Origin of the sequence: Paraburkholderia sp. CHISQ3, from assembly GCF_030464945.1 — a bacterium.
Taxonomy (GTDB): domain Bacteria; phylum Pseudomonadota; class Gammaproteobacteria; order Burkholderiales; family Burkholderiaceae; genus Paraburkholderia; species Paraburkholderia megapolitana.
Map to the genome: position 1 here is coordinate 314,697 of NZ_JALPRG010000010.1, position 24,173 is coordinate 338,869.

General features: G+C 58.8%; 10 protein-coding genes and 1 pseudogene. 5 read left to right on the forward strand and 6 right to left on the reverse strand.

Translation table 11 applies throughout. The features are described from left to right. Window positions 1-48 precede the first annotated feature (48 nt). Both M0D65_RS24005 and M0D65_RS24010 read left to right on the forward strand, forming a co-directional pair. Window positions 49-1,434: a replicative DNA helicase gene (locus M0D65_RS24005; protein ID WP_091016369.1), complete on the forward strand. Its 1,386-nt coding sequence runs from the start codon at window positions 49-51 to the stop codon at window positions 1,432-1,434. 323 nt (window positions 1,435-1,757) lie between these two features. Continuing rightward, complete coding sequence (locus tag M0D65_RS24010) at window positions 1,758-2,906, forward strand: site-specific integrase (RefSeq protein WP_266254854.1); 1,149 nt, start codon at window positions 1,758-1,760, stop codon at window positions 2,904-2,906. A gap of 77 nt (window positions 2,907-2,983) precedes the next feature. Here the strand turns inward: M0D65_RS24010 and M0D65_RS24015 are convergent, their stop codons facing one another. The 5 genes from M0D65_RS24015 to M0D65_RS24035 all read right to left on the reverse strand — a co-directional run bounded on the left by M0D65_RS24015 (window position 2,984) and on the right by M0D65_RS24035 (window position 11,138). Beyond that, window positions 2,984-4,678 carry a DUF262 domain-containing protein gene (locus tag M0D65_RS24015; RefSeq protein WP_266254855.1) on the reverse strand — a complete coding sequence of 565 codons (1,695 nt, stop codon included), beginning with the start codon at window positions 4,676-4,678 and terminating at the stop codon, window positions 2,984-2,986. A gap of 20 nt (window positions 4,679-4,698) precedes the next feature. Beyond that, entirely contained in the window at window positions 4,699-5,751 is a 1,053-nt protein-coding gene (locus tag M0D65_RS24020; protein ID WP_266254856.1) for a hypothetical protein, read from the reverse strand. Continuing rightward, window positions 5,748-7,091: an AAA family ATPase gene (locus M0D65_RS24025; protein ID WP_266254857.1), complete on the reverse strand. Its 1,344-nt coding sequence runs from the start codon at window positions 7,089-7,091 to the stop codon at window positions 5,748-5,750. Before M0D65_RS24025 ends, M0D65_RS24020 begins: the two co-directional genes overlap by 4 nt. A gap of 269 nt (window positions 7,092-7,360) precedes the next feature. Beyond that, window positions 7,361-7,960: a recombinase family protein gene (locus M0D65_RS24030; protein ID WP_266254858.1), complete on the reverse strand. Its 600-nt coding sequence runs from the start codon at window positions 7,958-7,960 to the stop codon at window positions 7,361-7,363. A 454-nt stretch (window positions 7,961-8,414) separates the two neighbouring features. Next, entirely contained in the window at window positions 8,415-11,138 is a 2,724-nt protein-coding gene (locus tag M0D65_RS24035) for a DEAD/DEAH box helicase (RefSeq protein WP_266254859.1), read from the reverse strand. 833 nt (window positions 11,139-11,971) lie between these two features. On the opposite strand from M0D65_RS24035, the gene M0D65_RS24040 reads away from it, so the two are divergent. Next, window positions 11,972-13,090, forward strand: coding sequence for a YaaC family protein (locus M0D65_RS24040; protein ID WP_266254860.1), 1,119 nt, complete (start codon window positions 11,972-11,974; stop codon window positions 13,088-13,090). A 276-nt stretch (window positions 13,091-13,366) separates the two neighbouring features. Here the strand turns inward: M0D65_RS24040 and M0D65_RS33165 are convergent. Continuing rightward, window positions 13,367-13,627, reverse strand: a pseudogene (locus tag M0D65_RS33165) (GFA family protein); the annotation flags it as partial. 511 nt (window positions 13,628-14,138) lie between these two features. On the opposite strand from M0D65_RS33165, the gene M0D65_RS24045 reads away from it, so the two are divergent. Together M0D65_RS24045 and M0D65_RS24050 are read left to right on the forward strand one after the other, a co-directional pair. Beyond that, complete coding sequence (locus M0D65_RS24045) at window positions 14,139-23,855, forward strand: hemagglutinin repeat-containing protein (RefSeq protein ID WP_266254861.1); 9,717 nt, start codon at window positions 14,139-14,141, stop codon at window positions 23,853-23,855. Between the two features lie 2 nt (window positions 23,856-23,857). Next, window positions 23,858-24,073 carry a hypothetical protein gene (locus tag M0D65_RS24050; RefSeq protein ID WP_266254862.1) on the forward strand — a complete coding sequence of 72 codons (216 nt, stop codon included), beginning with the start codon at window positions 23,858-23,860 and terminating at the stop codon, window positions 24,071-24,073. The last annotated feature ends 100 nt before the right edge of the window (window positions 24,074-24,173 follow it).

Below are 24,173 nucleotides of genomic sequence, written 5' to 3' on the forward strand. Positions count from 1 at the left end.
TTTGGAAACCGTTCCTCCCAGCGCCGGTTTGCCCGATAATTCCTCCCCATGAACGCACCGAAAGATCCCCAAATCGAATCGCTGAAGGTTCCGCCGCATTCGATCGAGGCCGAGCAATCGGTACTCGGTGGTTTGCTGCTGGACAACGCCGCGTGGGACCGCATCGCGGATTTTCTGTCGCAGGGCGATTTCTATCGCTACGACCACCGGATCATCTACGAACACATCGGGCGCCTGATCGCGGCGACCCGTCCCGCGGACGTAATCACGGTCTACGAGGCGCTCGGCACGGCAGGCAAGGCCGATGATGTGGGCGGGCTCGCTTACCTGAATGCGCTGGCGCAGAACACGCCGAGCGCGGCGAACATCCGGCGTTATGCGGAAATCGTGCGTGACCGGGCGGTGCTACGTAGGCTCGTGTCGGTGGCGGATGAAATTTCCGCCGACGCGTTCAACCCGCAGGGCAAGGAAGTCCGGCAATTGCTGGACGAAGCGGAATCGAAGGTGTTTTCGATTGCCGAGGATGGTGCCCGCGGTACCCAAGGCTTTCTCGAGATCGGGCCGCTGCTCACGCAGGTTGTGGAGCGGATCGATACGCTTTATCACACGGCGAATCCCAGCGATGTGACCGGTACGCCTACCGGCTTCGTCGATCTCGACCGGATGACGTCGGGGATGCATGGTGGGGAACTGATCATCGTGGCGGGTCGGCCGTCAATGGGAAAAACCGCATTTTCTATGAACATCGGCGAATACGTTGCAGTCGAGTACGGACTGCCGGTCGCGGTGTTCTCGATGGAAATGCCGGGTACGCAGCTGACCATGCGGATGCTCGGCTCGGTCGGCCGGCTCGATCAGCACCGCATGCGTACCGGCCGGCTGACCGACGAAGACTGGCCGAAGCTCACGCACGCGGTGCAGAAGATGAGCGAGGCACAAATGTTCATCGATGAAACCGGCGGCCTGAACCCGATGGAATTGCGCTCGCGCGCGCGGCGCCTGTCGCGGCAATGCGGCAAGCTCGGGTTGATCATCGTCGACTACCTGCAGCTGATGAGCGGATCGTCTTCGCAGGGCGAAAACCGTGCAACTGAAATCTCCGAAATCTCACGTTCGCTAAAGAGCCTTGCCAAAGAGCTCGACGTGCCGGTGATCGCACTGTCGCAGCTGAATCGCGGCCTCGAACAGCGGCCCAACAAACGTCCGATCATGTCGGACCTGCGCGAGTCGGGCGCCATCGAACAGGATGCGGACATCATCCTGTTCATCTATCGCGATGAAGTCTACAACCCGGACAGTCCCGACAAAGGCACCGCCGAAATCATCATCGGCAAGCAGCGGAATGGTCCGATCGGGCCTGTTCGGCTCACGTTCCACGGCCAATATACGAAGTTCGATAATTTTGCCGGCGCGCAGAATTTCTACAGCGAATAACCGAAGCGTCGGAAGCGGCACGGAGAGCCGCTATGCGTGGTGAATGGCCACGATGGAGTGACACAGAGAGTGCCGCAACCGTCCCACACCGGTACAATGTTGCGGTTTTATGTCAGCCATCACGTGACCATTTACCGGGATTTCCATGTTCGGTCGATTTATGCCCACCGAGGGCAAAATTTACCGTCCGACGCCGTTCGGGGAGGTCCGCAGTGGGTGAAATAAGATATTGATAATTAAGAAGTTTGTTCGATTTCGTTCGGGTTCGTCCGGCAGTGATTTTCCGTATAAAATCCGTATACGGAACTTGGTCGGGGTTTTGCATGATGAAAATAAGCATTCAGACGAAAACGGCGCGCGCCAAACTTGCGCCGCGCCGTGAGCCGTATTGGGAGCGCATAAGCACGGGCGTTCACGTCGGGTACCGTAAGTTGGAATCGGGGGCGGGCACTTGGATCGGACGTCGCATGAGCGAGGGTGGCAAATACCAGTTCAGCTCGTTCGGTGATGCACTTTGCGAGTACAACGAGGCGCGCAAAGGGATTGAACGGTGGGCGGATGAGTTGGCGGCGGGTGTTCACCATGACAGAAAAACGGTCGCCGACATATGTCGCCTGTATGTCGAGAATCGGCGTTTGGAGAAGGGTGAAGCTACAGCTCACGACGCCGAGGGCAGATTTAAGCGATTGGTCTATGAGAAGCCCATCGGCATGGTCAACATCGCAAGGCTGCGCCCTTTGGACGTCGAGCGGTGGCGGAATTCACAACTAGACGACGCTTCCCCCGATGATGAAGAAAGCTACAAGCGCGCCAAGGATTCCGTAAACCGCAATCTCAAGTCGTTGAAAGCGGCGTTGAACTATGCCAAGGCGCGTCTCAAACTTGTTTCGAGCGATGCGGGATGGAAGGAGGTTAATCAATTCCCTGATGTCGGTACCCGCCGGAAAGGCTGGTTGACCGCTGAGCAACGTACTTGCTTACTTCAGTCGATGCCTGGCGATTTACGCACGCTCGCGATTGCATTGCTACATATTGGAGCGCGGCCGGGCGAAGTTGCGAGCGCCAATGTGGCCGACTTCGACCGTAGTGCGGGGGTCTTGATGCTCAACGGCAAGACTGGCAGTCGCAAGGTGCCGCTGTCGGACAAGGCGCGTGAATTCTTCGCGACGCAGGCTAAAGATAAGATCGCCAATGCGCCGTTATTGACCACTACAGACGGACAGCGGTGGACCGCGCCCATTTGGGGGCGGGCATTCCGGGAGGCTCGAGAAATCGCTGGTTTGTTGGATGCGGTTTTATATTGCATGCGGCATACCTATATCAGCGAGGCAATCGCACAGGGCATCGACGTTTACACGGTGGCCGAGCTAACGGGCACGAGCGTCGCGATCATCCAATCAAACTATGGGGCATTCACCGACAATATCGTTGAGCGCCTCAATCGCGTTTCCGTGATCGGCGAAAATTACTGACGCTCTAGGGGAGGGGCTCTTGTTCTCCAATTCAAAGAGCATCCGACGAGCAAGTGCTGTATATGCGCCTACAGCAATCAGTCTTCGTCAACGTCAGCCTCCTCATCGGATTGCTCCACGAACTCTCCGATGACTAGATCGAAGCGCTGCAAAAACTCTTCCTCCTGGACACGCAAGGCCTTCTCGCGCGCTTTAACGAACGTTTCCAAGTCTCGCTGCTGGAGTGCTGACCTCGCCTCTTGGTTTATGGCATGACTCTCCAATGCCACGGCGCTGTCTATACTCGTAACCAGCGCACTTCGCACGGCACCGCCGTGTTTCCTGTCTAGTAGCATCCGATTAGCCGGGCTGCGGGCCGCGCGTGTTCCATCCGGAGCAAAAACATATGGCAGGTCTCGACGATCTTCATCTGCTAGAAGCGATGACCCATTGATTTCCGCACCCGAAATTGGATCAAGCAAGGGGCCTTTCGCGATTTGGATTAAGAGCATTGAACGGATGCGCGCAGACCTCCGGTCAAAAGTCTTCGGGAAAGGTCGCAGCGGCCGATCCAGAAAAAACTCTTCGAACGCTGACTTTCCGCCGATATCTTTCGCTTTCGCAAATCGCTCCATTGCCTCGACGGCGTCTTGGACTTCGGCAGAATTGGCCGAGGAGAACCATCCAGAGAACGATGTAGCCCAGAACCAGCGCACAAGGACCTCGCGCGACTTCTCGTCGATCGCGTCATTGCTGATTTTGCGTTCGAAGAAAAAAACACCCAGCAGCAGCAACTGCATAGCGTACGGAAGTAGGCGGCCGGTGCTAAATCCAATACTTTGATTAAGAAATTGGGCGGCACTGAGCAGGCTCTCTGTGACGGGCTTGGTCGCGCTTTCGAGCGCGATCTGGCCGTCAGTTTGTCGGAGTTCTTCGAACTTTGGCTTCGCGAAGTTCCTGCCCGCGCCGCGAAGAAGACTCTGTAAGACGACAGTCCGGCTTACATCGCCGAAGCCGTAGCGATCAAGTTCGGCCAAAATGGCATCGAGCGCATACTCGAGATTGAAACCTTGGTGATATGTTAGCGCCACTGCCATTTGGTCTGTGGTTATCCGTCGCCCGCTTCTGTTGATGCGGGAGAAAATGGCAACAGCATCGTCGACCGTCCCGTCTTTCATAGTAGTGAGCGCAATTCGATAGTCTCGGATTGCTCGCTGAACACGGTCGGCACGGTCAATATATGTACTCTTCTGCGTCGCGCTGAGCGCAGGGCTCGCATCGACGGCCCTAGCAAATCGAACGAAATCTGCGGTTTTCAACACCGTACGCAGGGGCAAAATAGATGGGTTATCGAAATCAGCTGGCCGACGCAGTTGTCGGGGCTCTTCCATCTCAAGGTCGTAGCCTAGCCACCAGCCAAGCTTGTCCGCCCCCGCAGTCTCGTCTTTGGGGAACTCTTCGGGCAGGCGCAAGACGCCATAGAGCGTTGCCAACCGTTGATGCCCATCAAGCACCAAAGAAATTGGCGTTTGCGGGTTTTTTTGTGGCGCTGGCAGCGGCCCAATATGCGTCATCGTCCGCACGTCCGATTCTCGCGGCGTCCAGAAGAGGAGCGAGCCAATGGGGTAGCCATTCAGTACGCTTTCGAACAGGTCCCGCATCATTTGGGGCGTCCAAACGTACGGACGTTGGAACTGGGGAATATGCACTCGACCTTCGTCAACGTCGTTTAGGAGGACGTCGAGCGAAATAATGTCTGGTCGGGCGCTAGCGGCCGGTGCAAGGTTGCTCATGAAAGTTCGCAGTGTCTAGGTCACAAGTAACGGGCTATGGTAGTCAGGATTTGCCGCAATTCGCTACGTTGCGACGGTGAAAGCAGATGTTCTCGACCGGGCTCGCATCGGTATGAAGAGTCGTGGTACACGGTGGAAAGCACATCGCCGAACCCATCCGCCAGTACATCCCAGTCGGCAGGGTTGATGCTTTCGAACAGGCTTTTCTCTCGTGTGTCGCGAGTGTCGTCCGCTAGAAACGCCGCCCGTGTCTGCACTGCCGAGTCAGCCTTTTTGAAGCCCCTCTTGATAGGAAAGAACGCGCGCTGGTTCGTTGTCATCCGCAAGAACGGCTCGATCGCCATATGCCGCCCTACGTCCGACAGCCGACGTCGCACAAACGGGTCCGGCACGTAGTTTTCGATGTACCTACCCTCGAGTACGTGTACGTGTGCAACATGGTCGCTCACGCCGTCACGGATAGCCGCATTTGGTTCGTCACCAGGAAAGCGAGCGTCACTGTCTAATATTGCAATTGCTCGAAGACGTAGCGCAAGAATCGGATTGTTGGGCCTGGGCCATATGCCGTAGCTCAACGCCATGGCGCATTTCTTGAACTGACCTTTCCCACCCGCGTGCCTGAACAGCAACCGACCGCTACGGTAGGCACGTATTATCGCATCGATACCGAGTAGGCGTGCCATCCACAGGAAGAAGCCGCCGTCCGAAGTCTCGTCCTCAACGATCACGTGCAGAGGCTGCATTAAGATTGCAAGCGCCCCTAGGGGGTGCGCAACAATGGTGTTATCTCCCTCGGTACGCCCGGAAACGGGGGCGAGATCATCAACTTCGAGCACGACCGGTGCTGCCACTGCGTTACGACTTGCATGCTTCATTGCGGCCCGGAGCACCTCGAGAGTTGTCAATCGTTCGTTTCCGCCGCCGCGCAGCCATGAGCTGGCGACCAGCCGGGGGTAGTTACCGACGTCGAAGCTGTGGGGACTGTCGTTCTGCATCGTGAGTTCGAACAGTACATCAAGGACCGAATGCCATCGGGGATTGTTTAAAACGCTCGAAGAAATTCGAATGTTCACGAACGATCCTCTTCAGCCTGTCCCCCTTGCTGCGCGCTGTGCATATGTACCAAGTCATCGAACGCCTCGTCGAAAACTCCGATTGGCCAAGAATCCATGTTTCCTTGTGGGTCGATTCCGATCGCACGCAGTGGTTCGAGCCTCCCAGCGGGTTCACTTTGATGCGCGACAGAAATTATTTTCACGGACGTATTCGGAATCTGACCTTCTGCGATGCGTCGTCGAATGCGCGTAATGAACTGCTCTGAGTGGGTCTCGCAGATATATCTGCAACGGGTATCGCAGCTATTCGCGGTAGACGCGATAAGGTCGGCTAATTCCCCGTGCGCACTAGGATGCAAGTGGAGTTCAGGCTGCTCGACGATTGAGATAGGGCTGGAGATACTTTTCATCTGGATGCAAAACGCTTGCACTACTATCGGGAATGCTTGGGCGAACCCTGCTCCAGTTTCCGACATATCAACGTCAATGTTCCGAATCGGATCGTGGACGAGCATACGAACGAAACTACCAATGCGGTCGAGCTTGACACGATTCCCTGCCATTGAACGGTCGAACCACTCCTCCACCGCTCGCCCTATATCGCCACTACTGCGCAAGGCGTCAGCGCCGAGCAGGTCGATGGCATTCTCTCCCCTAGGGCCAAGTCCCCGGGCACCTTGATGCGCGACGCGCGCTGCAGAACCTTGTTCCGATCTAAACGGACCTAGGTACGAGGGAGACTCGAAGGCTGTTGAAAACTCTTTATGTGCTTCTGCGATGCGGAAGTTAATGTCGCCGCAGCCCCGAATTGAATTCGCAAACAGTCCAACGAAACCAACCTCAGCGGTGCTGGCAGCGCCGACACCTCTGGCGCGCACGGTAAATACTCCTTCCGCATTGCCAATGTCCTCTGGGCGGGAGGCTTCGATACTCACTATGGGGCCGTCCTGATCCGCTAGTTCGAACCCTTCAATGCCTAACGCGTGGCGTTCAACTAGATAACGAAGAGTCGTAAGAAAGCTGAGTGATCGACGTCCGTCCGATATTTCGGCTCCAAGGGTGAATGGTTGGGCCGACCTCTGGTGAATAAGGTCCTCGAAACGAGCAGCGTGGTTTACCCCGCCTGCACTTAAGTCCAGAACGGAGTCCGCGCTGGCCGAAAGGCCTCCGGCGATTAAGAGTGGTAGTCGGGTGAGAACGCTCTTGCCGCTTCCGTTTCTACCGATAATTACCGTTAGCGGTGCGAGGTCGAGCCGCTCCGGCTCCAAAAACGAACGGTAGCGCGAAAAAAACATGGCGGTAGGGATCACTGCGGGCTTGCTCCAAAAAAGGGAGGCATTTGAGCCCCATTTTGCCATATGGCCTGTCGCCCAACCCTAGGTTTCTAATCTGGATAGGCGCTGCGCCACACGTTTCACTGTCGCTGCCGACGCTAAACCTATCGGTGTTCTCGTGTCCTCACTGTCCGTAGCATTGGTTCTGTCGAACGCCGATGCTTGCACTTGCCGAAGTCCGGTAATAAAACGTCCGGTAAATTGCCATGCCGTTGCCGCCCCCGAACGCGGTAAGCAACTGCGGCCATACTTATTGATTCCCGACCGCATTGATTTCAGTAGTTGGCTACCAATCAGGATGGCATGTCCTCGGCGCACGCCCGCTTGACCGTAGCTGTGCCGACGCCAAACTTCTCGGCAGTCACCCGGATACTCGCGCCGCGTTCCGTCCGCCATGCCTTGATTGCAGCGTAGTCATGTGATCGTGCGCGCCCCTTGTATTTTCCTTCAGCCTTCGCGATCGCCACGCCGCGTCGCTGCATTTCGGCGCGGTTCAGATAATCGGCTTCGCCCTGCGCGGCCATGAACGCCAGCACCGCGTCGCGCGTTGCTTTCTCGATGGCGTCTTTGGCCTTTCCATCAAAGACCATCCCGTTGAGTGTGCATTCGACGCGCACACCCAGTTCCATGAGTCGGCGCATGGTGGCGTGCAACTCGTCGTAACGGCGGCTGATGCGGTCGAGCCAGCGCACGATAAGAGTGCCGCCGTGCCGCAGATCGTGTTCGGCTTTGCGCCACTGCTCCCGTGCATCAGGAGCAACGTGGTAGCCGCTGACGCCCTCGTCAATGAAAACATCTTTGTCCTGTACCCCGTGCACTCTGGCGTCTTCGTACTGGCTCGCGGAGGACTGGCCGTCCGTGGTCGAAATCCGCCCGTAATAGAGTTTGCGCATTGTTTTGAGTGGATCATTTGAATTGATAGATCAATAATAGCACGGATCAAATACCCGGTTGATCCTATTGATCCACTTCTGGGCGTCCCGGCGCTCGGCCCGTTACGGTGTACCCAAACGAGCTATGTTCCATGACCGAAACTAATCGCACCCGGTCTCACATCGGGTAAAAGATCAGCGTAGTGGGTCGCGCTACGCCAGTCGCTGAACTATGGTTCCGCATCCATCGCACAGCCTGACCTGAGTCAACGTACCGTTAACGAGCGACGGTTGCGGAGGGACGTGCCCAATATCCATGTCATATATAACGTGGCATTGAATGTCGCCAAGAACCGATCGCAACGCATCGATATAGCGGGCAAGCGCGAGTCGGGCGTCGACTTTGACGAGGTCACGACCAAGCGGCAGCTCCCCGATGGGCAACGTGTATGGTCGCGCGTTACTCACCGCCTCTCTACTTACCGAGATAGGTTGGATTCCCACCAAGTCGTTCAAGCTCAGCGACGCCAGGCTTGCCAAGCCAAGTCATGAAGTCGATTGCAGAAAGCGAGCCCCCATGTACGCGCAGCAGTCCTTCCATGAGCACGCTGTGCTCGATCAGCGTGATGTCCTTCGATGCCGCCGCCTTTTTCTTGGAGGTCTCGTCGAACGCGGGCTTACCCAATGTTATCCGCCGCATCGCCGGGTCAAAATCTGCGGCCTTCTGAATGACCGCCCAAGCTTCCTCCTTCTTGATGAGGGCAGGCGATTTTGTGCACGTCTTGCATTCCAGAAGAATGCTCTGAGTACCCAACTCGATGAGCAAGTCTGGAACGTTAGGCCGTGTACCGTCATCCAGCACGGTCACAATCCAAGCCGCTTCGACCCTCATCAGAACCGCAATCGCCTCTTCATAGTCGGTACCCAAAGCGTCGTCGCATGCCTTGACTTGGCGCTCGATGCCCAACTCTTGTCCGGTCTTGCGATGCGCGGCCGCTAGGCGACTCGGCCCCAGACCGACGGTGCTCGAGACGGCATCGATCAGCGCTTGTGCTCTCGGCTCGCTTCGCAGTAATTGCACGAGTTTGTCTTTCGTGGTTTCCAGAACGTCGTGGAGCGTTGCGATTCCCTGCGCGATAAGCCCCATGGCACGTTGCCGACCGAAGCCGGGCACCCCGTGTCGTTCGGCGACCCGCAGCACATCTAGCGCTTCGGTTGGTGCACCCCAGCGGACGCGGCGCGCGAGCATGGCTATCTGATTGCTGACCGATTGCGAGCAACAGAGTTCGGGTGTCGTGGAGAGTTTGTGCATGCCATCGAGCACCCAGGCGACGTCCAACGCTAGGCGATGGATCATGCCGCCCGGCACGTGAGTGGTGTGTGTAATCTTGCGATCTGCTAACCCTTCGGCATAGAGTGCGATTGCATGAGCGCACTGCGCAAGCCTTAGATCGTTGCGGTCAAGCTCCACAGGCAACAGCCTTGTCCCCCAGAACGTCACCGACTCGTACGTTATCGGTGACGGGTAAGGAAAGAAACGGGACGGTCGTTCAGCCCTGAATTCGTCACTGGCGCACGCTGCGTAGATCAACCCCGGAATCCACTCATCGAAGTCCGTTGCCAGGTTTGGCCCGATGACGCGAAGCATTGCAGCTAGTTGGACTGCCGTGGTAGGAAGCAAGCCAGACATTGCGGCTGCATTTCCCAAAGGCGTGATGAATAGGGTACCGGCGTGCTCGCGAATCAGTGCATTGATATTGAGCCAGTCAACGGCGGCACGGCTTTCGGTTGTCAGCGTTGCCAGTTTTGCAGGATTCCGGTCCAGCGTCTGGTACCAATACAAGGTGTTCTCGAAGAACGTCATCACCTCAGAGAAGCTACTGGCGAGCCCCGAGGCGACCAGTGTCAAGATCGACTTGCGCAGGCTTAGGTTCACCAGTTGCGAATTGAGCCGATCGTTGTGGGGCAGTACCAGCGTGTTGGCATGTGCGAGTTCAACATTGTTTTGCGGCAGCAACACGGCGAACCCATCAGGATGCATACCCAGCCTGCCTGCCCGTCCAGACATATTGCGGTAGTCGGACCGGACAATGTGGCTTCCCGCTCGGTCGCCGAAGCGATAGGTCAGCTTGGAAAAGACAATCGTCCGAAACGGGAAATTCACCCCGGCCGCAAGGGTCGAAGTGGCAAAGCAAACCTCAAACTTGCTGTCGGTGAACCCCCCCTCGATAACCTGTCGTTCCTGCGGCGACAGATCGGCCGTGTGGAAGGCAACACGCCGTTCTGCATTTTCGCGGAGTTGATCGGAGGCTTCCGTCGGCTCGGAGAATAAGTCGAGTTGCTGCGCCAGGGCGATGCCGATACCGACCCGGGGCCGACTCTGCCCGAACGCGGTGGCGAAATTCTGCGCTTCGCGGCGGCTTTCCGTGAATACCAGAACAGGACCACGCCCGAGGCGCAATAGATGATCGACGACGACGCCAACGTCATTTGTTGTGGCGGCGCCGCCGCGCACTTCTTGTCCACTGTCGTCGCCGAACTTCGTGCTATGGATACGGCCACCGTACCAAATTTCTTGGTAGAGAGGCACGTCCCGGTGTGTGCTGCGAACGAGGTCGCATTCCATCCACCCGGCAATGTCTTCGGGATTTGCGACAGTCGCTGTCAACGCCACGAATTGTTTGATGCCGCGTTGACGTAGCGCTGAACAAAGAGCTTCGATATCTGGCCCGCGCCCGGGCTCACCAAGAATCTGCAGCTCGTCCGCGACGACCAGTGCATTGTTCGGTTTGATCTGGCCACTCAGGAACAGACCCAGAGCCTTCTCGTAGGTCGCAACCATCAACTGCGCGTTGATGTCGCCTTCGGTTCGATCACCTGTGTTTAGTCCAACCGATCCTATGGGCTCAGCAGCACCTTCGCCAAAGCGGGCGACAAAATCGAGGTACTTCTGATCTGCGAGCGCTTTGTGGGAAACCAGATAGATTGCGCGGAGACCAGATCGTAAGGCACAGAAGACGGCAATCTCACCCACCAAGGTCTTGCCGGAAGACGTTGGCGCACTAACGATAAGACTGCGACGGGTGGCGACACCAGCGGCAAGCGCGCGCTGCTGAACATCTGTCAATAAGCCGATGCCCCAGCTCTGTAGTCGCTGGAGCAACTGCGCATCGACCCCCGGCCCCTCTATGGCGGACATTGTCATCTTCTTGTTCCCCCGGATTGTTGTCCATTGGTTCAAAGTATCGCACGTCGTTCTCGAGTATCACCCTAGATGACGTTTCACCGCGAGTTGGCGCAGAGCACTCTGCCAAAATGACCACCGGCAGGCCGGGCTCTAGGCAAGCGTCGTTCCTTGGGAATTTCCCCGTTATCCTGAACCAATCCTAGGCGCGTAGCGTTCATAGAGTTCGACGGTTACGTCTCTGAACCGGGTGACACGTTCACCGATACACATGCTGGACTCGCCCGCGCGAAAGCCTAGGGAAAGAAGCTCGGACGTCGGGATGCGCTGAACGAAAAACAGAAGACGGAGATTCAGGACGAAGCGAACACCGGGAGCCTCAATCCGCGAACTGGCGAAAGAGTACGGTGTTTCCCACCCGACCATTCTGACGGTGTCGCAGCATAGCTAGATTGCGAGTTTCAGCGACCGCGATCCGCCAATCGACGCCATGAACATGGCGTTGGTGCTCCTTGCGTCAGGAGGCTGTTGTCGACCGAGGCTGTGTGAAAGCGCGAAACCACATGGTTTTCGGGTGTTTACCCTTCCCGAATCGCTAGCAAGCCAATACAGCGCGATTTGGAGCGTCGAGTTTTTCGAATGGTCCATTCGAACTGCGTTTTCACACAGCCTCAACCCAAAGCCGTCATTCGCAAACCCGAACCGCGCGTCCCAAACCCGACATTTGCAGAGCACTCAAGCGACCAATGCCCCAGCTTCTGTGCTGATCAGAAAATGCGAGGTGTTAAGGCTACGCTATGATACTGGTGTTAATCAGTCTAGTGCACCCTAGTACGCCTACGGTTCCAATGAAACTGCCTACCCCTTCCGCTCACACTGGCTACGCGACTTGGCAGAAGAGTCTCGTGCGCTTCGGCTTACATACGGCCAGCACTCATGCTGGTTCATCAGTTCCGTTTCGCGAACCGTGGAGTTACCTTCGGTTTTGGATCCGAGACAACTATCCCCAGCCTAGTAGTTCGGATGCGCTTGAGCTCGCCAAACAGGCGGAGCGCTTCTACCACATTGCATCAAGCGCTTCGTCTGACACCTCGCCGCTGCTTTGGTACTACTGTTTTCTAAACCTTAGCAAAGCGTTATTACTGAAGACGCCGACAATCTACACATTGAAAGAGGTTGAGCATGCCACGCACGGCATTGCGGACCCGGCAAACAATAGTACGGGGTACGTTACGCTCAACAAACAAAAAGTGACCGTCTTTGGTGTGAGGACGACTAATACACCGACCAAGTTGCAGATTTTCCCCGCTCTGTGTGAAGCACTCGGCACTCCGGTCCGTTTCGCGGCCGGAGAGAGGTCCGCTGACTTATCGATCAAGTCCTTGCTTTCCCATATCGTGAGTGTACACAGGGCATTCTGTACCGCCTACGATACGCCGTTGCGCTTCTGCAAGGTCGACGCTACAGCGATGGAGCAGCGCGCGGCGACTGGAAAATCTGGAGATATGTGGCATTTACTGCGACTCGAATCCGCGGATGTGAGGGCTTCGGGGGCGTCAATCAAGAATTTTGAATTGGGCGGGCAATTTCGCGCCGTTGCCCCAGCGCTCGCCGGGTTTCACGATCTTGAAAATACCTCGGTGAATTTTTCGAATGTGAATTTTCTCAGTAGACTGGCGAGCCAACGAAGCAATTTGAGAAAGATCGTTCATCCACTGCTTCTCCCCCAAGGTTATCGGTATTATCTCTATCCGGAATCCGGTGTTTTGCGCCAGCCTGCATCGATTTATGCAGTGATGTTCTACTTGGGCTCTATCGTTCGATACAAACCACAGCGATTTTCGAGCTTGATTGGCAATAAGTATCACTGGCTGATCGAAGAGTTTCTTCAGATCGCGCCAAAGCAATTCGTAGCACTGTTGATCAACGAAATCACGGATTGCGAACTTCCATACTTTGTGGATTAGCATCTTGGGCGTTGGGGGCGCGGTAGGAGGAGCGCACGAGAAGCGTTGCACTCTACCTACATCGAATCACCACCCGAAAACCGTCGTTCACGACCGGCAGTTCTTGGCCGAGGCTGTGTCAAAACGTACGTATAAGTCGGGAACTGCTAAAGCCGGCTTGCGAGAATGGACTACAACGGCCTCGGCCGAACTGAGCCTTATTACGACCGGCTCAGCTCGCCCCCTTACGGACGATCCGCTACGAAAAAACGTCCAGTCGCAATTACTGTCGTGCTTTTAGCCGGCTTCGGGATATTCAGGCAAACCGTCCACTGGCCCATCCCAGGTTAGCCGATATTTGCACCAAATGTGACTTGCCGGACGAGTCTCGCCAGGTTCATCGAGTGAGCAGGTCGAAACATCAACCACGTCGGACAATCCTGCATTTGCATAGGTCAATGGTGTCCCGCAATTACTGCAAAACGCCCGAAGAACCCCTGGGCTGGACTCAAACGTCTTCGGTGTGCCTCGTACCCAAAGGAGCCCGCTCTTGCTTACACTGAACCAGGCAACGGCTGGTGCCGCAGATACCTTCCGGCACGTGGCGCAGTGGCAAAGTGTCGCGTCGAGCGGACTCGAATGAATTTCATACCGGATCGCACGGCAATAGCATCCACCTGTCAGCATCGAATCCCCCAACCTATCGTTCGTAAGCAGATTGTCGGCAATGCAGGGCAACTTGTCGAGTTACCGAAACTGGCCGATTACTGCCCGACGTCGCCGGCCGAGTTCGTCTCATTTTGTTGAAAAACTCGCCAACGATCACTATCGCCAGGTTTTCAGGAACCTTCTTACCTATAGCTGCGTATTTCCCGTGCGCTGTTTCACGTCCGGTCGATATGAAGGCGCCCCGGCAACTTTGATCCAGTTGACCGTCGAGTATTTCCGTGTGTGATCCTTGTAAATATGCGAAATGCATATCGAGGGGCATCTAACGATGCTTAACTTTCATTTACCGGAAATTACAGGTATTTTTGTGACTTGAATCCGTCACGTCGTACAAATAAAAATGAATAAACAGACCTACCGCCTGATATTCAGCAGGCTCCGGGGGATGCTTGTCGCTGTTGAGGAAACTGCGGTGGGCTCCGGCAAGGCGAATCAGGGAGAAACCACTGTCGGGCACTCACGTCCGGGCAGTCGGCGGACCACTGTGTGCCTGGCACTGCGTCATGCCGCCTTCGGTGCGCTGATGCTCGCGGGTGTAATCCCGGTCACGACACCGGTCGCCCACGCGCAGATCGTGCCGGGCGGCGCACACGCGCCGTCAGTGGTCCAGACACAGAACGGCCTGCCGCAGGTGAACGTGAACAGACCGTCCGGAGCGGGCGTGTCGATGAACACGTACGGCCAGTTCGACGTTCAGAAGCCGGGCGCAATCCTGAATAACTCGCCCACGATCGTCAATACCCAGCAGGCGGGATACATCAACGGCAACCCGAATTTCCAGCCGGGCCAGTCCGCATCGATCATCGTCAACCAGGTGAATAGCAACAATCCTTCGCAACTGAGAGGGTACGTCGAGGTTGCCGGGCGCAGGGCGGAAGTCATCATTGCCAATTCCTCTGGCCTCGTTGTTGACGGTGGCGGCTTTATCAACACATCACGTGCGATTCTCACAACGGGCTCTCCGCTCATCGGCGCAAACGGGAATCTCACGGGCTTCAATGTCACCGGCGGCCAGATCACCGTGCAGGGTGCGGGGCTGAACGCGACGAACACGGATCAGGTGGACCTGATCGCGCGCGCCGTGCAGGCCAATGCGGCGATCTACGCGAATACGCTGAACGTGGTGACGGGCGCGAATCAGGTTAATCACGACACGCTTGCGGCTACTCCGATTGCGGGAAGTGGGGCAGCGCCCGGCGTTTCGATCGATGTGAGTCAACTGGGCGGCATGTACGCCAACCGCATCACGCTGGTCGGCACAGAAAACGGCGTCGGTGTTTCGAACGCCGGCGTGATTGCCGCGCAGGCGGGTGACCTGACACTCACGACGCAGGGCAAGCTGGTGCTCACCGGCAAGACCAACGCGAGCGGCAATCTCTCTGTGTCTGCCGCGGGTGGCGTCGACAACAGCGGCACGACCTACGGGCAGCAGAATGTCTCCGTTTCCACGTCCGGGGCGCTGACGAACAGCGGCACGCTCGCTGCACAGCAGAACACCACACTCAATGCAGGCAGTGTTGCATCAACCGGCACGCTGGGTGCAGGCATCAACGCGGATGGCTCGATTGCGAAATCGGGCGATCTGAACGTGACTTCGTCGGGTGCATTGTCCGCGACCGGCCACAACGCGGCCGGTGGCAGCGCTACGCTGACAGGCACGGCTCTCAACCTCGCGAACAGTCAGACCTCGGCGAACGGCAATGTGACCTTGCTGGCAAGCGCCGGCGACCTGACGCTTGCCGGTGCGACGACCACGGCAGGCGGTGCGCTGTCGGCAAGCGCGCAGGGTACGCTTACGAACGATGGCGGTGTGCTGTCTTCATCCGGTGCGCAGACAATCACAGCCGGTGCCCTGTCGAATCAGGGTGGCCAGATCGTCTCGCAGTCCACGCTGAACGTGAATACGGGCGGCGCGGTGAACAACCGTCAGGGGATCATCCAGGCAGCCGGAAACGAAACCATCAACGCGGCCTCGCTCGATAACACGGCCGGTCGAGTCGTCGCACTTGGCACCCTCGTTGGCACCGGTGCGCCTGCAACACTGGACATCACCACAAGTGGTGCGCTGCTGAACGCGGCGGGTACCACGGGAGCGGGTACGAGCGGCGGCGTGATCGGCAGCAACGGGGCACTCAACGTATCAGCGGGCGTGATCTCGAACCAGGCGCAGATCAATGCGACCGGCAACGCGATCGTGCGTGCCCAGTCGCTGGACAATCACGCTGGCAGCATCGTCGCAGGTGGCAGCCTCGGTACGACGATTGGTGGAGCACTCAACAACCAGAGCGGTACGCTCTCGGGTTCTGCGACGACGGTGTCGGCGGCGTCGGTCGACGATACGAACGGCACGATCGAAGGCGACCAGCTCGCGCTCTCTGCGACCGGAAATCTTGTCAATCGTGGTGGTCACATCACCCAGTACAGCGGCGCGGACCAGCGAGTTTCGGCCGGTGGCACGCTGGACAATACGGGGGGCACGATTACCTCCAACGCGACGAACCTGACCGTGTCTGCGCAGTCGCTGACGAACGACAGCGGATCGATCCAGCACGCTGGCACAGGTACGCTCGACGTCGGCACGACCGGAACCGTCTCGAACACGGGCGGCAAGGTAGTCACGAACGGCGCGCTCAAGGTGACCGGTGGCGCAGTGTCGAACCAGGGGCAGATGAGCGCGAAGGGCAACGCAACGGTGACCGCGCAGTCGCTCGACAACCATGCCGGCAGCATTGCCGCCGCTGGCAATCTCAATGCGACTGTGACGGGCGCGCTCGGCAACCAGAGCGGCACACTGTCGGGCGCGATCGCCACGGTGTCGGCCTCGTCGGTCGACGACACGAACGGCACGATCGAAGGCGACCAGCTTGTCCTCTCCACTACCGGAAATCTCGCTAATCGTGGTGGCCATATCCAGCAGTTCGGCAATGCGGACCAGACAGTTTCGGCGGGCGGCACGATTGATAACACCGGTGGCACCATCGCAACGAACGCGACGAACCTGACCGTCTCCGCGCAGGCCATCACGAACGATAGCGGATCGATCCAGCACGCGGGCACCGGAACACTTGCCGTAACCACGCCCGGTGCGCTGTCGAACGTGGGCGGACAGATCGCGACCAATGGTGCGCTCACCTCGAAGTCGGCAAGCCTCGACAACACGAAAGGCACCGTGTCCGCACAGGGTGTGGCGCAGGTCAACGCAACCACTGGACTCACGAACCACGGAGGCACCCTCTACGGCAAGACGGGTCTGACCGCGACTACCCAGGGCGCGTTAGACAACAGCGCCGGTTCTGCCCAGACCGGCGGCAACCTGTCGGTGACTGCAGGCGGGACTCTCTCGAATGCGAACGGCACAGTCTCAGCCAACGGCGCTCACAGTACGATGGCCGTCTCGGGCTCCAGCATCGACAATACGTCAGGCAAACTCGCCAGCAGCGGCGATGGCGTGACCACCATCACGGCTACCACCGGAATCACGAACACTGGCGGCACGATGGGTGGCAACGGAGATGTGACGCTCAATGCGCAGACACTTGCCAACAACGCGAACGCAAATCTCGTGGCGGCCGGCGCTGCGAACCTGAACGTTACCAGCAACATCAACAACGCAGGCGGCACGATCTATGGCGGCACGGCGCTGAATCTGAACCAGTCCGGTGCCACGGTCACGAACGACGGCGGCAAGCTGGAGGGTGGTCAGGATGTATCGCTGCAGGTCGCATCGCTCTCGAACGCGGGTGGTGCAATCAATGCGAACCGCGACATCACGGTGAGCGGTACTGCAAGCGGCGATGGAGGTATGACGGCCGGGCGGAACCTGTCGCTCAGTGTTGCAGGCGACTATACCAACGGCGCGGCTAACAACCTGCACGCAGACGGCAACCTGAGCGTGTCAGCGACCGGAACCCTGACCAACAGCGGCACGCTGGCTGCGACCGGCGCACTGACGGCCAGCGGCGCAAACGTGATCAACGCGGCGGGTGCCGACATCAACTCGGCATCGACCACGGTCAATGCGGCCGGCACGCTCACCAACGCAGGTCGCATCGAGGGCAATTCGGTCACGACGAACAGCGCGACGCTCGCAAACACGGGCACGGTGATCGGTAATACGGTCCAGGTCAACGCGACCGACGTGCAGAACAGCGGCGCGGCGGCAGCGATCGCGGCCGCGCAGAATCTGGCCATCTACGCGTCGAACTCGGTGACCAATCAGGATGGCGCGCTGATCTACAGCGGCGGCAATCTCCAGATCGCGAAGGATGGCACGCGCGATAGCTCGGGGATGCTCGCGGACCAGGCCGGGACGCTAACAAACAGTGCTGCCAGCATCCAGGCCGTGGGCGACATCGACATCGCCGCCCATACGGTCAACAACCTGCGCACCGGCGTGGTGACGCAGGCGGGCACCCCGCAGACCACCGGCACGAGCACGCTCACGCTGTGGACGGGCGGCATTCCTATGGATGAGCTGGGCGATTACCGCAGCCTGACGTATCCGCAGTGGACCTTCAATGCCGGCGCAATCGGCACGGAGGCGATCGGCGCGCTGGCGAAGCCACTCAGCGTCACGCTGCCGAAATCCCAGGTCACGAACCTGAACTCGACGGCGCAGACCTTCTCGCTGACGACACCCCTCACCGATACGTACCAGGACCCGACGCTCGCGGCTGCGCCGGAAAACGCGACGAAGTGCGCGAACTTCTGTACGTTCACGCGCACCATCACGAACAATACGACGCAGTACTACAACAGCATCACGGATAACGGCAACGGTACGGTGTCGATCACGTTCTACCCGGACTACAACCCGAACGTGAACATCAATCCGGCCCAGGTCAAGGTCCGCACCGACCTGGGTTCGGACAACCACGATTACGTGGAGATGTCGCGCACGTCGACAACGACCACCACGACGGACCAGTTGCTGAACGCGGGCACGCAGGCGGTCATCCAGGCACAGGGCGCGATCCGGATCAATGCGGACGGCGGCAGCATCAATAACCAGTCGTCGACCATGGCCGCAGGTGGCACCCTGACGCCACGCGCGAATGGCGGCACCGTGAACGAAACGGGCATCGTGCTGCAGCAGACCATCACGGCGGACAGCCAGTCGACCTACTACTGGCACCAGAAGACCGGCAGCAGCACGGACACGAAGACAGTCGACGACGGCATTACGCAAAACACCTCCACAGTGGCGGCGCTGCCCGCGGTCTCGACGTCCAACGGTGCGGTAGGGATCAGCGGGCAGACCATCAATGTCACGAGCGTGAACCGCGTTGGCCAGACGGTCGCAGGCTCCGGTGTGACGGGGGGCGACGCAACAGGTACGCAGCTCGGCGGTGTGAATGGGCAGACGGCGGGTGTGAATACAGCGACCGGGGTGGGCGGACTGACCGTGCGTCCGCAGACGCTGGGCGGTGTGTCGGGCGGTGTCCCGAACCTGAAGCTGCCGGTCAACGGCCTGTACACGTACCAGACGGCTCCGGGGGCAACGTACCTGGTCGCAACCGATCCGCGTCTGACGAGCTACACCAAATTCGTTTCGAGCGATTACATGCTCGGACAACTCGGCCTGAACCCGCAGACCACAGAAAAGCGCCTGGGCGACGGCTCCTATGAGCAGAACCTGGTGATGAACCAGGTGACGCAGCTCACCGGCCGCACCTTCCTCGCGGGATACTCGGACAACATGGACGAGTACACGGCACTGATGAACAACGGTGTCAGCTATAGCAAGGAGTTCGGTCTCACACCTGGCATCGCACTGACCGGTGCCCAGATGCAGCAGCTCACGACCGATATGGTGTGGCTGGTGTCGCAGACGGTCACACTGCCGAACGGCTCGCAGCAGACCGTGCTGGTCCCGACGGTATATCTGGCGAAGGGCGACACCGTCGACCTGCAGCACAGTGGCGCGCTCGTCGCAGGCAACTCGGTGAGCCTGAATGCCACCGGTAACGTGAACAACAGCGGACACATCGTCAGCGATGTGGCGACGACGGTGCTGGGCAACAACATTGTCAACAGCGGTGTAATCGGCAGCGGCGGCGTGACCGCGGTCGCGGCGGTACAGGATGTGCGCAACGTGAGTGGTCAGATTGGTGGCGTGCAGACCGTGGTGCAGGCCGGGCGCGATGTCGTCAACGAAACGGCGACCTCCAGCGTCTCGAACACGTTGCATGAAGACGGATTCACATCCAGCGCTTCTTCACAGGGGATACTTGCGACCGGGACGATTTCGGCATCCGGCAATGCAGCGGTACTGGCGGGGCGCGATTTGACACTGGCCGGCGCATCGATCCAGTCGGGCAACAGCACGTTCGTCGGCGCAGGCCGCAACATCAACATTGGTACGACGACGCTGACCGCGACGCAGGGTGCGGGCACGAACGACGGGCTGAACGGTGGCCACACCAGCCTGACGAAGAACGTTGGTAGCACGATTATCACGGGCGGCGGTCTAACCAGCGTATCGGGCGGAGACACCACACTCACCGATGCGAGCCTGAAGTCGAGCGGCGATGCATCGATGATCGCCGGCAACAATCTCACGGTCACGGCCGCACGCGATACCACCTCGTACAACGGGCAGTCGCTCGGCGGCAGCGAAGCGAAGCATACGGCGTCGAGCTACAACGAGACGGTACAGGGCAGCAACGTGAATGCCGGCAACAACCTGACGCTGGGCGCCGGGCAGACGGGCACCGCTGGCGCACTGCTGTCGCAATACGGTGTCAACGTGGCTTCCGATGCGCCGAAGGGCGGCGGCAACCTCAGCGTGCTCGGTTCGAGCGCGACGACAGGCTCGACGCAGGCGAACGGCGCCACGAGCGGTGGAGCAACGACGCTGGCGGCTACCGGCGACATCAACGTCGGTGGGGTCAGTGAAACGCACGATTCGCAAAGCTGGGAACAGGCGAATCACTCGGGCTTCCTGTCAAGCGACAAAACCACGGACCAGACATCCTCGCATCAGGTGAACTCCGTCGGTTCGACGGTTTCGGGCGACACGGTAGGGGCGATTGCGGGCCACGACCTGACGATCGCCGGCTCGACGGTGGCCTCGACAAACGACATGGCGCTCGCGGCCGGTCACGACCTGAACATTACGACGACGCAGGACACGAGCCAGAGCAGCGGTTTCCACGAGGAGAAGACCTCGGGACTGGGCGGCACGGGTGGTGCGGGCATCTCGTACGGCACAAGCGATACGAAGGTGACGACGCACGACAACTCGGTGACGCAGAACGGGAGCCTGGTTGGTAGCACGAACGGCAGCGTCACGATGACGGCGGGCAATAACCTGCACATCACCGGCAGCGACGTGATCGCCGCGCAGGACGTGACGGGCAAGGCGGCCAGTGTCACGATCGATGCGGCGACGGGCACGAGTCATCACGACGAGACGCAGGAAGCGAAGACGAGCGGCTTCACGCTCGGGCTCTCAGGCAGCGTGGGCGACGCGATCAACAACTCGATCCAGCAGTCACAGGCTATCAGTAGCGGTGCGGGGGACTCTCGCGCTGCGGCGCTGCACGGTATCGCTGCAGCAGGCGACGCTGCGACGGCGCTGGCTGGCGTGACAGGCGGGTCGCTTGCGGGATCAACCCCGAGCCTTGGCGTGCAGCTGAGCTTCGGATCGAGCCAGAGCAAGAGCACATCCAGCGAGGATCAGACGACGCAGACGGGTTCGACCGTGAAGGCGGGTGGAACGACAAGTTTCATTGCAACCGGCAACGGTACGCCCAATAGTGGCAACGTGACCATCGCGGGTTCTGACGTGAGCGGGAACAACGTCCTGCTGGCCGCGAAGAACCAGGTCAACCTTGTCAACACGACGAACACTGATTCGACACGCAGTTCGAACAGTTCGAGCAGTTCAAGCGTCGGCGTGTCGGTCGGCACACAGGGTTTTGGTGTGTCGGCGTCAATGTCGAATGCGCATGGTGATGCGAATTCCGACGCGGCGATGCAGAACAATACGCATGTGACTGCGGCGAACAACGTGTCGATTGTCTCAGGAGGCGATACGAATATCGTCGGCGCGGACGTGAGTGGCAACCACGTGTCGGCGGACGTGGGCGGCAACCTGAACATCGCGAGCGTGCAGGATACGACCGTGAGCGCGGCGCACCAGTCGAGCACGAGCGGCGGCTTCAGCATCAGCCAGGGCGGTGGAAGCGCGAGTTTCAGCGCGCAGAACGGGCACGCAGATTCGAACTACGCGGGCGTGAACGAACAGGCAGGTATCCAGGCTGGGAATGGTGGTTTCGACATCAATGTGAAGGGCAACACGGACCTCAAGGGTGCAGAGATTGCCAGCATGGCTACCCCGGATAAAAATAGCCTGACGACGGGCACGCTCTCCTTCAGCGACATCCAGAACCAGTCGCACTACAGCGCGGCGAGTAACGGGTTCAGCGCGGGCGCTGGTGTGGGCATTACCGGCAAGGCGACAGGACCTGGTTCGGTTCCCGGCTCGGGCGGCATCGTGCCAATGATGTCGCAGGATGCCAATGGCGACCAGAGCGCGACGACAAAGAGTGCCATCGGCGCGGGCACGATAAACATCACGAGCGGTGCAGGCCAGACGCAGGATATTGCGAGCCTGAATCGCGATACGTCGAACCTGAACGGGACGGTAGCGAAGACGCCGGACGTCAACAACCTGCTGTCGCAGCAGTCGGACATGATGAATGCGGCGCAGGCCGCTGGGCAGACTGTCGCGCAGGGGATCGGGGCATACGCGGACGGGAAGCAGCATCAGGCCCAATTGCAGGAGCAGGCAGATGAGCTTGCAGGCAACACGGCTGCAGCCGCTGCCGACAAGGCGGAAGCGGACTCCTGGGCAGAAGGTGGCGCGAACCGGGTGGCGCTGCACGTTGCGGGTGGTGGCCTCGTTGCCGGTCTGGGCGGTGGCAGCATCGGATCGGCAGCACAGGGCGCCGCAGGCGCTGGCGTTTCGTCGGCACTTGCAGGCAAGCTCAACAGTGTCGCGGATACGGTTGGTGACACGACCAGCCCGACGCTTGCGGGCAATATCGTGTCCAACGTGCTGGCGACCGCAGCGGGTGCGCTGGTTGGCGGCACCGCAGGCGCGTTCACGGCATCGAACGCGGATATGTACAACCGCCAGTTGAACTCAAACGAGCGGCAGTGGGCGAAAGACAAGGCACAGGCGTTCGCAGACTTCTACGAACAACAGACCGGCCAGGCAATCACACCCGACCAGGCCACAAAGATGCTGCTCGCCACCGGCTATATCGAGGTGGACAACACAGCGGCGAAAGGACCGGGGTTCGATCCGGTGGCCGCTCAATTCATCGCTGGTCAGACACAGGGCACGGGCCTGTTCGTCGCGACATGGCAGCAGCGGAATGATCCTGGGCCGCTAGGCGGGCCGCTCACGCCTGAGCAGGCGGCCATGCCGGGGGCGGTCGCGCATCCGGCACTCGGGTTAGCGATTACGGGTGCATTGGCCGCTCCGGCCATACTTCCAGCATTGGCAGCAATACCGGGAGCGCCGCTTTTTAGCACAGGTGGGGCGTTGGGTTCCACTGCGTGGGCTGCACCTAATGGAATCGGGTTGATAAGCGGCGCGGTGAACGCAACCTCGCAGTACATCCAAAGCGGCACAATCAATCCTGTAGACGTGGCATATGCTTATGCTGCGGGATTTGCCGGCGCATCTGGCCGCCTTCTATGGAATGTCGGTGTAAATGCGGTAACCGGTGCATTCGATACGATCACTAACAATGCAATATCAGGAAAGAACGATAGTATTGCTACGGGCGCTGCCGTAAACGCTACAGCGGCAGCGATTGGTTATGGCGCCGGTGCTGCTGTGCAGGGCTTAGCAAACAGGCTGTTGCAACCAACGTTGAATAGCGGGGTATGGGCCGGGACAGGTATTTTGGCCGGTCCAAACGGAATGAATTTGTTCACGCCAAATAATGTGCCTGTAGTAGCCGCGGGCGCAGCCGGTGCCGCCGGATCGGAATTCGGAACCAAGGCGGTCAACGATATAAACAGCCACGTAAGGAAATGAAGATGGCAAGGTGGATTGCACTCATTCTTTCAATATTTGCGATTTCACTCGTCGCTATCGCATTGGTCAAATTCTTTGCGGTTTTGATCGTGGTTATTTCGCATGGAGGGCACTACGAATGGGGCATGGATGACGTGCATTCGGTTTTCAAGCAAGGCGCGCTTTTGGGTGCCGTGCTTAGCATCTTCGTGGGTCTAGTCTACGGAAGAAGGCGGTAACCTGTCTCGAATAACGAAAGCTAGGGAAATTCTGCAAAAGTCCTGGTATTGAGAAGCGTATGGACTATCGTGTGAGCGGGAGAATTCAAGGAGCGGTTTG

Bases quoted from the DNA above. Each gene is read 5' to 3' on its own strand.
- M0D65_RS24035 (WP_266254859.1), bottom strand. From the start codon at position 11,138: ATGTCCGCCATAGAGGGGCCGGGGGTCGATGCGCAGTTGCTCCAGCGA.
- M0D65_RS24010 (WP_266254854.1), top strand. From the start codon at position 1,758: ATGATGAAAATAAGCATTCAGACGAAAACGGCGCGCGCCAAACTTGCG.
- M0D65_RS24005 (WP_091016369.1), top strand. From the start codon at position 49: ATGAACGCACCGAAAGATCCCCAAATCGAATCGCTGAAGGTTCCGCCG.
- M0D65_RS24015 (WP_266254855.1), bottom strand. From the start codon at position 4,678: ATGAGCAACCTTGCACCGGCCGCTAGCGCCCGACCAGACATTATTTCG.
- M0D65_RS24050 (WP_266254862.1), top strand. From the start codon at position 23,858: ATGGCAAGGTGGATTGCACTCATTCTTTCAATATTTGCGATTTCACTC.
- M0D65_RS24040 (WP_266254860.1), top strand. From the start codon at position 11,972: ATGAAACTGCCTACCCCTTCCGCTCACACTGGCTACGCGACTTGGCAG.
- M0D65_RS24025 (WP_266254857.1), bottom strand. From the start codon at position 7,091: ATGGCAAAATGGGGCTCAAATGCCTCCCTTTTTTGGAGCAAGCCCGCA.
- M0D65_RS24045 (WP_266254861.1), top strand. From the start codon at position 14,139: ATGAATAAACAGACCTACCGCCTGATATTCAGCAGGCTCCGGGGGATG.
- M0D65_RS24030 (WP_266254858.1), bottom strand. From the start codon at position 7,960: ATGCGCAAACTCTATTACGGGCGGATTTCGACCACGGACGGCCAGTCC.